This window comes from Nesterenkonia sandarakina, assembly GCF_014138825.1.
Classification (GTDB): domain Bacteria; phylum Actinomycetota; class Actinomycetes; order Actinomycetales; family Micrococcaceae; genus Nesterenkonia; species Nesterenkonia sandarakina.
Genome location: NZ_JACJIH010000001.1, coordinates 1043959 through 1058092, shown reverse-complemented (window position 1 = coordinate 1058092; position 14134 = coordinate 1043959). Strand labels below are relative to the sequence as shown.

Here is a 14134-nt window from a genome sequence, read left to right as displayed (position 1 = left end):
GTCCCATCGCTATGGACGGAAATAACGGTGGGACATGGCAACGGCATGCGACAAATTCGAGGAGGGGGAGCGAGGCTACGCTCGGGGCACGCCGAACCGGGTCAACCGGTCGCGCAGCGCGTGGGGATGGTACAGGTCGTCCCAGCTCCAGCGCACGACGCGTCGACCGGTGCTTCGGATAGCGTCCTCGCGCCGCTTTTCTCGGTACAGCGCCTCCTCGGCGGAGATGCCGAAGAGCTCCTGGGAGCGGAGGTACTTGTGCCTGCCGTCGAACTCACCGACGATGCCGTCCCACTCGAAGTCCACCCAGTACTGGCGTCCCTCCACCCAGAGACAGTTCTGCAGCTCCGGAGCCTGGAATCCGAACTCGCTGATCCGCACGCGGGAGAGAGACTCGCCCACCGACGCTGCTCGGGGATCCGCGAAGACGACGGCGCGGGTCCAGTTCTTCTGCAGCCGGGACCCCCGAAGATACGGCCACCAGCAGTGCAGCGCCTCATCCACGCTGACCCCTGCCTCGGCCATTCGTGCCAACGCTGCATCTAACACCACGACAGCCTGATCGAAGGGCATCCGGGGAACGGTGTCCAACAGTGCCAGGGGCAGTGGTTCCACGGACACGATCAGTCCGGCGTGGTCCGCAGTGAAGCTGCGCAGGCAGTCCGGAGTGAGGATCTGCCGGGCGAACCCGGCTGGGGACCCGTCGATGAGTGGCTCGCCCGGTGATGCCGCAGCGCCAGGTGCACCCTGGCCCAACACCCCCGGGCCCAACACCCCGGCGTTCTCCGAGGCCAGTGCCCCTGCGCTCCCCGCAGCGAGCGTGGCGCGCAGCTGCGCTCGCGTCACCCCGCGGGGGAGCGGTGGCTCATGCAAGCGGGTGGGATAACTCAACCGCTCAGGTGTTCGGTGCACTCCCACCTGACTGCGATGCAGCGTGCGCAGGTGCACCTCCGAAGGCAGCTTCAGCAGCGGAAGCCCGTGCAGAATCAGCGCTGATTCGCGACAGAAGACCCCAGCAGAGCCGGCGAGCGCAACAGCCGCCATGGATGCGTTGTACCGGTGCGAGGGCAGGGCTGCGGACCAGGATTGACTCTCCACGTAGACCCCACGCCGGATCCGGAGCTGACTGCCCTGACTGACCTTCCGAGAGAGCGATGTCCCGGTGTGCAGGCCCCGGGCATCCAGCTCGGCCCGGACGAGGGTGATCTCCGCACGGTGAGGTTCCATCCCCTCAGCGTGGGCCCGCAACGGAAAGGTGGCTTCTTAAGAACACGGGTTGGGGAGAACGCCAGTCAGGGCCGCAGTGGTTCCGACCATGGGGAAAGAGTGAGAGTCAGTCTGTGTCGGGAACCCCATGGAACCCCACGGAGCCCCGTCCGTCCCGGGTCAGGTTGGGAGAGGCCCGAGGGGACACCGTGCAGTCCTGGTCCGGAGCATGGGACTCCCAGGTTCGGCCCGCCCGCCCCAGGAAGCACGAGGAGCCCTGGAGTCTCCGCCCTGTCCCACTCAGGGGACAGCGCGGCCACTAGACCTCCGGACCACACGACCAGCTCCATCTGGCCCCGGCCGCACCGTAGCGATAATGTGGTGAATCGTGGCAGACCATACCTCCCCCCAGAAGCCCCAGATCGCTCCGCTCGCCGCAGGCCTGCGCAGCGAGACCTTCCCCGTGGCCATGAACCCGGACGGCAAAACGGTGAACGCGAAGATCGCGGCCTTCATCCGGACCGCCGAGCAGGGGTTCTATGAGCCCTGGCTCAGCGACGAGCAGATCAACCACATCGGACAGGTCCTGATCAAGGACGAGCAGACCCTCACCGCGGTCTACGTGGACCAGGACGCCGCCGCGCAGGAGCCCTGGGGTGCCGCGCTGGGTGAGGTCGGCTTCGAACCCGCCCACCCGGTGGGCACCTTCGTGGACTATGACAAGACGCTCAACGCCGGGGGACCGGCCGGCCCGGTGCCTGCCCGGCTGATCACCGTGGTCACGGTGAGCCCGAGCTTCCGCCGCCGTGGCATCCTCAAGCACATGATGACCTCCGCGCTGGCCCGCGCGGTGGAGGACGGCGTGCCCGTGGCCGCGCTCACCGTCTCCGAGGGTGGCATCTACGGCCGGTTCGGCTTCGGCTGCGCCACCCGCGAGGCCAACATCCAGGTGGACCTCGGAGAAGGCCACGGTGAGGGCTCCGTGCTGCGCCGCGAGCCGGCCGGACGGGTCATCTCCGCAGACCCGGTCAAGCTCGACGAGGTCATCGGTACCAGCTTCGAAGCCTTCCACAACCGAACCCGCGGCTCCATCGGTCGGCAGCAGACTTACCAGAAGGCCGCCACAGCGCGCTGGAACCCCGAGGACCTCAGTTCCTGGAACCGCAAGCTCCGCGCCGCCGTCCACGTCCGCGAGGACGGCAGCATCGGCGGCTACGTGACCTACCGGCACGAAGGCTGGGAAACCGAACCCAGCACCATCCGCATCGGCGACCTGATCGCCGCCGACGACCAGAGCCACCTGGCGCTGTGGGACTACATCGCCGGGCTCGACATCGTCCGCCGGGCAACCATGCGCACCGCGCCACTGGCCGATCCGCTGCAGCACGCGCTGGTGAACCCGCGCAGCTACAAGGTCACCGGGCTCCGCGACCTGCTCTGGGTCCGGATCCTCGACGTGGTCCAGGCCCTGGAAGGTCGCGCCTGGTCCGTCGACGGCGCCTTCCGCCTCGAAGTTGAGGACACACTGGGCATCACCGGCGGCAGCTTCACGGTCCAGGTCGACGACGGCGCGGCCACCGTCACCCGCGCCGCTGCGGCTGACGCGCCGGTCGCCCCAGCCGCCGGCTCCACCGCCGAGGATCACTCAGCGGAACTGCCGACGCTCCAGGTCAGCGTGGAAACCCTGGGCTCGCTCTACCTGGGCGACGTCTCGGTGCGCACGCTGCACGCCGCCGGGCGGCTCGGGGACACCACCGCAGCAGACGTGGAGCGGATCTCCCGGATCATGGACCTGTCGGCACCGCCCTTCTGCGCCACGCATTTCTGAGCGGGCCTCAAGCCAGCAACCTCGGTTGATTCGGGTTGGATCACCGGTATAAACTGAACCAGCGCGTTCTACGCACAGAGTCGACCCCGACATCTGATGCAGATCATGCTCGAGGGTCCGCCCTTCGGCGTCACCGCCGGAATCGGGACCAGTCGAGCTACCCCTGTTCATCTGTCCAGCACTGTGTGCACCAGAGTGCCATCTTGCATGGCAAGCCCGTGCACTGACCAAGCCAGCCACAATCCATATCGGAGCCCCTACTACATGACCCCCACCACCACTGCCCCACAGGTCGCCGTCAATGACATCGGCACCGCAGAAGAGTTCCTCGCCGCGGTAGACGCGACTATGAAGTACTTCAACGACGGAGACCTCGTTGAGGGCACCATCGTCAAGGTCGACCGCGATGAGGTCCTCCTCGACATCGGGTACAAGACCGAAGGCGTCATCCCGTCCCGCGAGCTGTCCATCAAGCATGATGTGAACCCGGACGAGGTCGTCGCCGTCGGCGATCTGGTGGAGGCTCTGGTCCTCACCAAGGAGGACAAAGAAGGCCGCCTGATCCTCTCCAAGAAGCGCGCACAGTACGAGCGCGCCTGGGGCGACATCGAGCGCATCAAGGAAGAGGACGGCGTCGTCTCGGGCACCGTCATCGAGGTCGTCAAGGGCGGCCTCATCCTCGACATCGGCCTGCGCGGCTTCCTGCCCGCATCGCTGGTCGAGATGCGCCGTGTGCGCGATCTCGCGCCGTACATCGGCCAGGAGATCGAAGCCAAGATCATCGAGCTGGACAAGAACCGCAACAACGTGGTCCTCTCCCGCCGTGCATGGCTGGAGCAGACCCAGTCCGAGGTCCGCTCCTCCTTCCTGAACAAGCTCGAGCGCGGCCAGGTCCGCACCGGCACCGTCTCCTCGATCGTGAACTTCGGTGCGTTCGTGGATCTCGGCGGCGTCGACGGTCTGGTCCACGTCTCGGAGCTCTCCTGGAAGCACATCGATCACCCGAACGAGGTTGTCGAGGTCGGCCAGGAAGTCACCGTGGAGGTCCTCGAGGTGGACATGGATCGCGAGCGCGTCTCGCTGTCCCTGAAGGCCACCCAGGAGGATCCGTGGCAGACCTTCGCCCGCACGCATGCGCTGGGCCAGGTCGTCCCCGGCAAGGTCACCAAGCTGGTGCCCTTCGGTGCATTCGTCCGCGTGGAAGACGGCATCGAGGGTCTGGTGCACATCTCCGAGCTGGCAGTGCGCCACGTTGATCTCGCCGAGCAGGTCGTCTCCGTCAATGACGAGCTCTTCGTGAAGGTCATCGACATCGACCTCGAGCGCCGCCGCATCAGCCTCTCGCTGAAGCAGGCCAACGAGGGTGTCGATCCCGAGGGTGCCGAGTTCGATCCGGCCGTCTACGGCATGGACGCCGAGTACGACGACGCCGGCAACTACAAGTACCCCGAGGGCTTCGACCCGGAGACCAACGAGTGGATGGAAGGCTACGACGAGCAGCGTTCCACCTGGGAGGCTCAGTACGCCAAGGCCCAGGAGCGTTGGGAAGCTCACAAGAAGCAGGTCCTGGCAGCAGTCGAGGCCGACGCCGAGGCCGCCGCACAGGCGACCGTCGGTTCCAGCTCCTCGAGCAGCTCCAGCAAGTCTGAGCCTGCTCCGTCGAACTACTCCTCCTCGCAGAACACCTCCTCTGAGGATGCCGGCACGCTGGCCTCCGACGAGGCGCTGGCTGCGCTGCGCGAGAAGCTCACCGGAAACAGCTGAACCACGCGGGCGGATCACTGATCCCGCCTGAGTGAGACGAAGAAGGCCGGTTCCACCCTCGGGTGGAACCGGCCTTCTCTGCGTCTGTGACGTTCCGCCTGCGCCCGATGCCCGGCGCGGCAGCGGCCTCAGCGTTTGGTGGAGACCGTCACCGTGAACCGTGCGTCCCGGGCCAGCTGCTCGGTGAGCCCGACCTCCTTGGAGAGCACACTGCGGTGCTTCAGGTGGGAGTTCCACACGCTGTAGATCCGCCCGCCCGGCGCCAGCACCCGCCCGGCGGCGCGGATCAGCCGGTGCGCCGCACCAGGATCCACCGCGTTGCCCTGATGGAACGGCGGGTTGAGCAGGATCACCTCGGCGGAGCCGGACTCGAAGCGGGAGAGCGCATCATCGCGGACCGTCTCCACCCGGTCCGTGACCCCGTTCGCCTCGGCGGTGAGCTGGGTGGACTGCACCGCGGAGGCCGAATGATCCGTGGCGACCACGTGCAGCTGCGGGTGGCGCAGAGTCAGGAACGCGCTGACCGTGCCGTTGCCGGAGCCGAAGTCCAGCACGTACTCCGCGCCAGGGAACTCCGGGTGGGCCTCCACCGCCTCGAGCATCAGCCGGGTGCCGGGGTCCAGCTTGGTCCCGCCGTAGGTGGCGCCCAGGCTGCACAGGGTCAGCTCGGTGGTGCCCTTCCCGGGGATCGACACCTTGTGCGTGTTCTTCCGCGGCGCGGAGCTGGGCACGCCGTCGCGCGGTGCCCGCGCGGTGAGCACCCGGGACTTGGACCGGCCACGGCCGGCAGAGACGTCCTGGAAGTGCTTCTCCAGCACCTGGTTCATGGAATGGTTCATATGCTTGTCCCGGCCCACCGCCAGGACGACGACGTCGGCCGCCGCGTGCTCGCGGATCAGCCACGCCCAGTCGGTGAGCGTCTCCAAGGACCGCGGCAGGTGCATCAGCACCGTATGCACCCCGGTGAACGCGTCAGGGGCCTGCTCGGTCAGCTCTGGCAGTTCAGCAGGGACCGGAGCGGGCAGGTTCGCGCGGCGGGCGTTGCCCTGCAGCGCGCGCTCCGCGCCGAGCTCATCGGCGAGCACCCGCACCGCAGCGACCGCGTCCTCCGCCCGAGCACACGCGGCGCCGGGCTTGCCGGCCTCGGAGATCAGCGAGTGAAGAATCGGCAGCGTGATCGCCCCGGAGCGGTCATCAAGGATCAGCACACCCTCCCGCGGGTGCCCCTGGGCCCACCAGGCGGCGGCGGTATCGAGCAGCAGCAGGTCTGCGGCGTCGGGCGGGGGACTGATCGGGGTGAAGTCGAAGTTCTGCGTGAGCGGGGAGGGCTGGACATCGGGGGTCTGACCCGCGGGATAAGGCATGCAGCAAGCTTAGAGGATGCGCCTTCTGCGACCCGGCGCCGATGCTGCCGCCGCGCGCAGCGACCGAATCCAGGCTCCCGAACAGGTCCACACCAGGTTCTACACAGAATCGTTACTGGAATGAGATGCCGCAGTGTGAATGCTGGTCATGCCGGGAGAGAAGCTGCCGCGGGGACGCGCAAACCGCGCTGAAGAGCCTGAAATACCGCCGATCCGCGGGGGATGAGTGTGCATCGGCGGCGCAAATTCCATAGCGTAGTGACGATCATCCCGCCTGTCAGGCGGTCAGACCGTCAGACTCGTGCTCCTGGGGCGAGCCAGGCGCTGCAGCATCTGGCGGGCGTGGGCGGCGACAACTCCCACGAAAGGCAATGATGCTGCAACGGCTCCACGACCTCTTGAGGTTGCGAACCAGCCCGATCGTCTTCTTCGGATCCGCCGCGATCGTCATCGGATTCGTGATCCTGACCCTGATCATGCCCACCGGGATGGGCGAGTTCTTCGGTGCAGGCTCCGGATGGATCTATGACCACCTCGGCTGGTTCTACATCTCCGGAGTCACGATCTTCTTGATCTTCCTGGTCTATAAGGCCGCCGGCCGCTTCGGCCGGATCAAGCTGGGCAACGACGGCGACGAACCAGAACACTCCGACCTCGCCTGGTTCGGCATGCTCTTCGCCGCCGGCATCGGCACCATCTTGATGTTCTGGGCCGTGGCCGAGCCCGCCTACCACTTCGCGGAGCCGCCGCGCGGCGCCCAGGAGGGCATCGAACCGCGCTCCATGGAGGCCGCGAATGAGGCCATGGGCTTCACGCTGTATCACTTCGGCCTGCACACCTGGACGATCTTCGCGCTGCCCGGGCTGGCCTTCGCCTACTTCATCTACAAGAGGAACCTGCCCCCGCGCGTCTCCTCGATCTTCCAGCCGATGCTTGGTGACAAGATCCACGGCCCCGCCGGCAAGGCCATCGACATCTTCGCCGTGGTCGGCACGATCTTCGGCGTCGCCGTCTCGATCGGTCTGGGCACCCTGCAGATCCAGGCCGGCCTCGCCAGGTTGCTGGGCATCAGCGACGCGGCCTGGAACTTCATCCTGATCATCGCGGTGGTGACCCTGATTGCCACGATCTCCGCGGTCCTCGGTGTGGACAAGGGGATCAAGCGGCTCTCGAATTTCAACATCTGGACCGCCATCCTGCTGCTGATCTTCATCCTGGCCACCGGCCCCACTGTGTTCATGCTGCGCGGCGTGGTCGAGTTCGCCGGCACCTACGCCACCATGCTCCCGGAGCTGGCGCTGTGGAATGACACGCTGTCGAACACCGGCTGGCAGGACAGCTGGACCATCTTCTACTGGGCCTGGACCGTGGCCTGGGCGCCGTTCGTCGGCATCTTCATCGCCCGGATCTCCCGCGGCCGCTCGGTGCGCCAGTTCGTCGCCGGTGTGCTCGGGCTGCCCACCCTGTTCACCATCATCTGGTTCGGGATCTGGGGCACCGGCCTGTTCGATATCGAGCTCAACGGGGACGGCGGCGTGGTGGACACCGTGCTCGACGAGGGCGTGGAGGGCGCGCTCTTCGCGTTCCTCGCGGAGTTCCCGCTGGCCACCCTGACCTCCTCGATCGCGATCATGCTGGTGGGCATCTTCTTCATCACCTCCATGGACTCCTGCTCCCTGGTCCTCGACGACATGTGCAACGGCTACGAGGGCAAGGCGCCGCTGCACCAGAGGGCCTTCTGGACCATCTCCATCGGTCTGATCGCCGCGGTGCTGCTCACCGCCACCGGTGAGGGCGGGCTCGAGGCGCTGCAGAACGTGGCCCTGGTGCTGGGTCTGCCGTTCTTCATCCTGGGCTACTTCATGATGTACAACCTCTCCCGGGCGATGCGCGAGGACGCCGGCGAGGTCGGCTTCCTGCGCACCCGCCGCTGGCTGCGCACGCTGCCCCCGGAGGAGTACGAGCGCCGCATGGAGGAGCCCGACGGTTCGCTCAGCGAAGCCGTGGTCGCCCCGGATTACCACGAGGGCACCCAGCCGGAGAACGCCCCGGATGTGGACCACGCCGAGCAGCCACCGATCGTGGAGGAGTACCGGGTCCGCACCGGGGATGTTCCCACCGTGGATCCCACCCAGCCGGAGGGATCGTATAACAACCGCTGATCAGCACGCGCTGATCAACGCCCGCTGATCAGCACCCGCTGATCCGGTGTGATCCGCTCACAGCTGCCCGGCTCTTCCTCGGAGGAGCCGGGCAGCTGTGTCTGCGGCCAAGTCATCCGCACCGGCTGCGATAGCCTGGCGCCTGTGAACCAGCAGCGCCGGACCCGAAGCACCTCACGCGTCGTCACGTCCGTATCTGTGCTTCTGCTAGCCATCGGCGTGTGTGCGCTGCTGGTGATCCTTGCCGTCACGCGGGAGCCTGAGGCTGCCGCGCAGGCCCCTGCCGTGGCAGAGGACGGCGGCGTCGTCGTGGTGGGGGATTCCCATACCCAGGCCAACTCACCGGACTTCGGCGCCGGGCAGATCGGGAATGGTTCCTGGGTCTCGACCCTGCTCGCCGAGGGCCACCTATTCGCCGGCGGGTGGGCGGTGACCGGAGCGACCACGGATCTCCAGGCGCAGAGCTTCCATGGCGTCACCGGGGCAGACACCCTGATCCTGCTGACCGGTACTAACGACCTCGCCCAAGGAGTCCCGTTCCAACAGACCGCCTCCAGCCTCGACGCGATCGTCGCCAAGGCACCGACGGATCGTGTGCTGGTGCTGGCCATTCCCCCGCTGGACCGGGAGTTCCGGCCCACCAGCGGCCAGTACAACGAGTCTCTGCAGGACCTTGCTCGGGACAGGGGATGGGAGTTCTTCGACGGCTTCGAGTTCGTGCGCAGCCCCGACGGCGGCTTCCGCGAGGGGATGACTTATGACGGGATCCACCTCACCCCTGAGGCGCAGCAGCAGTTCGGTGAGGCGGTGGCCGACTACCTCGACGGCGAGGCCACCGCGGATGACTGAACGTCTCTGGCCCCAGGCTCAGCCCCAGCCTCCAGTTCAGGTTCTGGCGCGGGCTGTGCCGGGGGAGCGCCGCGCACCGAGGCGTAGATGACTCCACCGACCACCAGCACCCCGCCGGCGAGCTCCAGCCAGGTAGGCACCTCACCCAGGGCGGCCCAGGCGGCCAGGATCCCGACCACCGGGACCAGCATGGAGAACGGCGCCACGGTGCCCGCCGGGTGCCGGCGCATCAGCCAGACCCAGATCCCGGCACCGACCACGGTGCCGAAGAGGATCGTGTAGCTCAGCCCGAGCCAGGCCGGGACCGCGGCCAGGCTGAACGAGCCCGCCATGGCCGCCCCGATCTGCTCGGGTCCCTCCACCAGGAACGCCACCGTGAGCAGCGGGATCGGCGGGACCACGGCCATCCACAGCACCAGCGCCATCGGCCGGTCGGTCTGCGCCTTCCGCGAGGCCAGGTTCCCCAGTGCCCAGCCGAAGGCCCCGAAGAGCACCAGCAGGAACGGGGTCCATCCGTCCAGGACGCCGCGGGAGAGTCCGACGAGTCCCAGGCCCACCACGGCGACGCCGACGCCGAGCGCCCGCCGTCCGGTGATGTGCTCCTTGAGCACCAGGGCGCCGAGCAGCACGGTGAACGGGGCGGAGGCTTGCAGCACCAAAGATGCCAGCCCGGTGGGGAATCCTGCGGACATCCCCAGGTAGAGCCCGAAGAATTGCAGCGTCCCGAAGCCGAGCCCGTAGCCGAGCAGGTAGCGGACCTTCACTCCGGGCCAGGGCACGAACAACAGCGCCGGCAGCGCCAGGATCAAGAAGCGCAGCCCGGCCAGGAACAGCGGCGGGAACTGATCCAGCGAGATCCGGATGGCCAGGAAGTTCAGCCCCCACAGGACGGCGACCAACAGGGCGAGGAGGGTGTGACGCAGCGGCATGGGTCCATCCTCGCGCCGATCCACTCTTCAGGTCTACTGAATGATTCTGCACTAGGCATGTAGCTTGGCTACATGGACGATTCTTTGGCGATGCCTGGAACGAAGAACCCGAGCCTGCAGACCCGGACCCTGCAGCCGCGCCACCTCCAGCTGCTTCGGGAGATCGCCGCGCGCGGCACGCTCACCGCGGTCGCGCAGGCCGTGCACCGCACCCCCTCGGCGCTGTCTCAGCAGCTGCGCACCGCGGAGCGGGAACTCGGGGTGAAGCTGGTGGAGCCGGACTCCCGCGGGGTGCGGCTCACCCCGGCGGGGCAGCTGCTTGCCGAGGGCGCCGATGAGGTCTTCTCCAGCCTGGCCCGGGTGCAGGCTCGGTTGGACGCTGCCACTGGGGAACCCCGCGGGGAGGTCAGCATCGGCACCCTGCCCAGTGGCGGTCAGGTGCTGCTGCCGCAGCTGCTGCACCGGCTGCGCGGCACCGCGATCACGCTGAGCCTGGATGACTTCGACATCGCCGAGGCAGACTTCGCGGCGCGCGCCCTGGACGCGGACCTGGTGATCAGTCACAGCCTCAGCGGTGAGGTCCCCGGCGGGGCCGAAGGACTGGTGGCCACGGTGCTCACCCGGGAGCCCATCGACGTGGTGCTCCCGGCGGATCATCCGCTGGCGGCCAAGACCGAGCTGCGCCCGTGCGATGTGGTCGACGAAGACTGGGTCGGGGTCCCTGAGGGCTACCCGTTCGACGCCATCCCGGTGGCCATCGAGCAGCTCACCGGGCGTCCGGTGCACCGGACCCTGCGGCTGCGGGACAATCACCTGCTGGAGTCGCTGGTGGGCGCCGGGGCCGGGATCGGCCTGCTCCCGCGGTTCAGCACCCGGCCCGGCCCCGCCGTGGTGCTGCGCCCGCTCACCGGGGTCCGGGCGGCCCGCAGCATCGTCGCACTGAGCCGGCCCGACCGCCACGAACGGCTCGCCGTCGGAACGGTCACCGAGCACCTGGTCAGCATCGGCGCGGAGCTGATGGCGGAGCACCCGGCCGGATCACCCCCGGCGCACCGGAGGCTGACCTAGCTGCTGAGTGACTGAGCCGCTGAATGTCTGAGGCGCTGAGTCGCTGCGACGCAGACCGCCCCGAACGCGGGTGTCTTAAACTCAAGGGATGCATCAGATCCTCTCAGTGGGCCTGACCGGTGGCATCGCCTCGGGCAAGTCCGCGGTCTCCGCACATTTGGCCGAACACGGCGCCCTGATCATCGACGCCGACCTGCTGGCCCGGCAGGCGCTGGAACCCGGCACCGAGGGGCTGGATCAGGTGGTCCAGACCTTCGGCCCCGAGGTCCTCACCGCCTCCGGCGCGCTGGACCGGGAGGCGCTGGGCAAGATCGTCTTCGCCGACGAGGACGCCCGGAACCAGCTCAATGCCATCGTCCACCCGCGGGTCCGGGAAGCCCGGGACGCGCTGCGCGAGCAGGCCCCAGAAGGCGCGGTGGTGGTCGAGGACATCCCCCTGCTGGTGGAGACCGGCCAGGCGGGCCGGTTCGACGTCGTGGTGGTGGTCTCCGCCCCCGATGAGCAGCGGCTGCAACGCATGGTGGAGCACCGCAACAGCACCCCCGAGGACGCCCAGTCCCGGATCGACGCCCAGGCCACCGAGGCGCAGCGCAAGGCCGTGGCCGACGTCGTCTTGGAGAACTCCGGGACCCTGGAAGAGCTCTACGTCCAGGTCGATGAGCTGTACGAGAAACTCCGCAGGCGTGTCATAGCCGCGCAGTAGCATGGATCCATGAGTCTCGCTCAGAAGATCAGCCGCACCGTCGCCCCCTTTGAGGTCATCAGCCCCTTCCAGCCCTCGGGGGATCAGCCCAAGGCGATCGAGGAGCTGGCCGAGCGGATCGAAGGCGGCGAGAAGGACGTGGTGCTCATGGGCGCCACCGGCACCGGCAAGTCGGCGACGGCGGCCTGGCTGATCGAACGGGTCCAGCGGCCCACGCTGATCATGGTGCAGAACAAGACCCTCGCCGCGCAGCTGGCCAACGAGTTCCGGGAGCTGCTGCCGAATAACGCGGTGGAGTACTTCGTCTCCTACTACGACTACTACCAGCCCGAGGCCTACGTGCCGCAGACGGACACCTTCATCGAGAAGGACTCCTCGGTCAATGAGGAGGTGGAGCGGCTGCGCCACTCGGCGACCAACGCGCTGCTCACCCGGCGGGACGTGGTGGTGGTCGCCACGGTCTCCTGCATCTACGGCTTGGGCACCCCGGAGGAATACATCCGGCAGATGGTCGCGGTGAAGGTGGGGGAGAAGATCGAGCGCGATGAGCTGCTGCGCCGCTTCGTGGGGATGCAGTACGCCCGCAATGACACCGACTTCCACCGCGGCACCTTCCGGGTGCGCGGGGACACCGTGGAGATCATCCCGATGTATGAGGAGCTCGCGGTGCGCATCGAGTTCTTCGGCGATGAGATCGAATCCATCTCCACCCTGCACCCGCTCACCGGCACCGTGGTCCGGGAGGAGGAAGAAATGTACATCTTCCCCGCCAGCCACTACGTGGCCGGCGATGAGCGGATGGCCAGCGCGATCAGCCGGATCGAGGATGAGCTGCGGGTCCGGCTCGAGGAGCTGGAGTCCCAGGACAAGCTGCTGGAGGCCCAGCGGCTGCGCATGCGCACCACCTACGACCTCGAGATGATGCAGCAGATGGGCTTCTGCAACGGCATCGAGAACTACTCCCGGCACATCGACGGGCGCGGCCCCGGTTCCGCCTCGCACTGTCTGCTGGATTACTTCCCGGATGACTACCTGCTGATCGTCGATGAGTCCCATGTGACCATCCCGCAGATCGGCGGGATGTATGAAGGAGACATGTCCCGGAAGCGCACCCTGGTGGATCACGGGTTCCGGCTGCCTTCGGCTATGGATAACCGGCCGTTGAAGTGGGATGAATTCCTGGAGCGGATCGGGCAGACCGTCTACCTCTCCGCCACCCCGGGCCGCTATGAGCTGGACCAGGCCGATGGCTATGTGGAGCAGATCATCCGTCCCACCGGGCTGGTGGATCCGAAGATCGTGGTCAAGAAGACCAAGGGTCAGATCGATGACTTGCTGGGGGAGATCCGCACCCGCACCGCGAAGAACGAACGCGTCCTGGTCACCACGCTGACTAAGCGGATGGCGGAGGATCTGACCGAGTACATGCTGGAGAACGGCATCAAGGTGGAGTACCTGCACTCGGATGTGGACACGCTGAAGCGGATCGAGATCCTGCGGGACCTGCGCCGCGGCGTCCACGACGTGGTGGTGGGGATCAACCTGCTCCGTGAGGGCCTGGACCTGCCCGAGGTCTCCCTGGTGGCGATCCTCGATGCGGACAAGGAAGGCTTCCTGCGCTCCACCACCTCGCTGATCCAGACCATCGGGCGTGCCGCGCGTAACGTCTTCGGCGAGGTGCACATGTACGCGGACCGGATCACCGACTCCATGCGCCGGGCGATCGATGAGACCGACCGCCGCCGGGACCGCCAGATCGCGTACAACACCGAGCACGGGATCGACCCCACCCCGCTGCAGAAGAAGATCGCGGACATCACGGACCAGCTGGCCCGGGAGGACGCGGACACCGCCGAGCTGCTGCAGGGGATGGGTGGCCTGGCCACCGGGTTCCAGTACGGCAAGGGACACCGCGGCTACACCAGCTTCGAGAGCGAGGAGGGGGATGAGAGCGAGGACACGAAGTCCGGCAAGTCGCTTGCATCCCAGACCCCGGCCAAGGACCTCACGGACCTGATCGGGCAGCTCACCAACCAGATGCACCATGCCGCTGAGGAGCTGAACTTCGAGGTCGCGGCCCGATTGCGCGATGAGATCGGGGAGCTGAAGAAGGAGCTGCGGCAGATGCAAAACGCCGGGCACGACCAGATGTGAGGGTGGTCCCGCTACGTCCGAAACAAAGAATTCATTCAAGCCAACTCTGAGTTTTTGCTGTGAATCCCTTATGCTTGCCTAGGTCATATCCGAGGAAGTCTAGGGGC

General features: G+C 67.2%; 10 protein-coding genes. 7 read left to right on the top strand and 3 right to left on the bottom strand.

All coding sequences use genetic code 11. The annotated features are described in order from the left end of the window. Positions 1-75 precede the first annotated feature (75 nt). On the bottom strand, positions 76-1227 hold the full coding sequence (locus tag HNR24_RS04775) for a hypothetical protein (protein ID WP_182495163.1): 1152 nt from the start codon (positions 1225-1227) through the stop codon (positions 76-78). Between the two features lie 367 nt (positions 1228-1594). Here HNR24_RS04775 and HNR24_RS04770 point away from each other — a divergent pair, with 367 nt between their 5' ends. Together HNR24_RS04770 and rpsA are read left to right on the top strand one after the other, a co-directional pair. After that, positions 1595-3034: a GNAT family N-acetyltransferase gene (locus HNR24_RS04770; protein ID WP_182495162.1), complete on the top strand. Its 1440-nt coding sequence runs from the start codon at positions 1595-1597 to the stop codon at positions 3032-3034. Between the two features lie 264 nt (positions 3035-3298). Further along, positions 3299-4798, top strand: a complete 1500-nt coding sequence (rpsA, locus tag HNR24_RS04765) for a 30S ribosomal protein S1 (RefSeq protein ID WP_058889434.1) — start codon at positions 3299-3301, stop codon at positions 4796-4798. A gap of 128 nt (positions 4799-4926) precedes the next feature. Here the strand turns inward: rpsA and HNR24_RS04760 are convergent, their stop codons facing one another. Continuing rightward, positions 4927-6162 (bottom strand): class I SAM-dependent methyltransferase, encoded by a 1236-nt coding sequence (locus HNR24_RS04760; RefSeq protein ID WP_182495161.1) that lies wholly within the window; start codon positions 6160-6162, stop codon positions 4927-4929. Positions 6163-6536: 374 nt separating this feature from the next. Here HNR24_RS04760 and HNR24_RS04755 point away from each other — a divergent pair, with 374 nt between their 5' ends. Both HNR24_RS04755 and HNR24_RS04750 read left to right on the top strand, forming a co-directional pair. Continuing rightward, a complete protein-coding gene (locus tag HNR24_RS04755; RefSeq protein ID WP_182496099.1) occupies positions 6537-8324 on the top strand; it encodes a BCCT family transporter in 1788 nt (595 codons plus the stop codon). A 144-nt stretch (positions 8325-8468) separates the two neighbouring features. Then, entirely contained in the window at positions 8469-9173 is a 705-nt protein-coding gene (locus HNR24_RS04750) for an SGNH/GDSL hydrolase family protein (protein WP_182495160.1), read from the top strand. Here HNR24_RS04750 and HNR24_RS04745 read toward each other — a convergent pair. Further along, on the bottom strand, positions 9140-10102 hold the full coding sequence (locus HNR24_RS04745) for an EamA family transporter (protein ID WP_182495159.1): 963 nt from the start codon (positions 10100-10102) through the stop codon (positions 9140-9142). The two genes, HNR24_RS04750 and HNR24_RS04745, sit on opposite strands and share 34 nt — an antisense overlap. Before the next feature lie 72 nt (positions 10103-10174). Here HNR24_RS04745 and HNR24_RS04740 point away from each other — a divergent pair, with 72 nt between their 5' ends. The 3 genes from HNR24_RS04740 to uvrB all read left to right on the top strand — a co-directional run bounded on the left by HNR24_RS04740 (position 10175) and on the right by uvrB (position 14027). After that, on the top strand, positions 10175-11170 hold the full coding sequence (locus HNR24_RS04740; protein WP_259392405.1) for a LysR family transcriptional regulator: 996 nt from the start codon (positions 10175-10177) through the stop codon (positions 11168-11170). Between the two features lie 88 nt (positions 11171-11258). Continuing rightward, positions 11259-11873 carry a dephospho-CoA kinase gene (gene coaE / locus HNR24_RS04735; protein WP_220477162.1) on the top strand — a complete coding sequence of 205 codons (615 nt, stop codon included), beginning with the start codon at positions 11259-11261 and terminating at the stop codon, positions 11871-11873. A 9-nt stretch (positions 11874-11882) separates the two neighbouring features. Beyond that, positions 11883-14027 (top strand): excinuclease ABC subunit UvrB, encoded by a 2145-nt coding sequence (gene uvrB, locus HNR24_RS04730; protein ID WP_182495158.1) that lies wholly within the window; start codon positions 11883-11885, stop codon positions 14025-14027. Positions 14028-14134 lie beyond the last annotated feature (107 nt).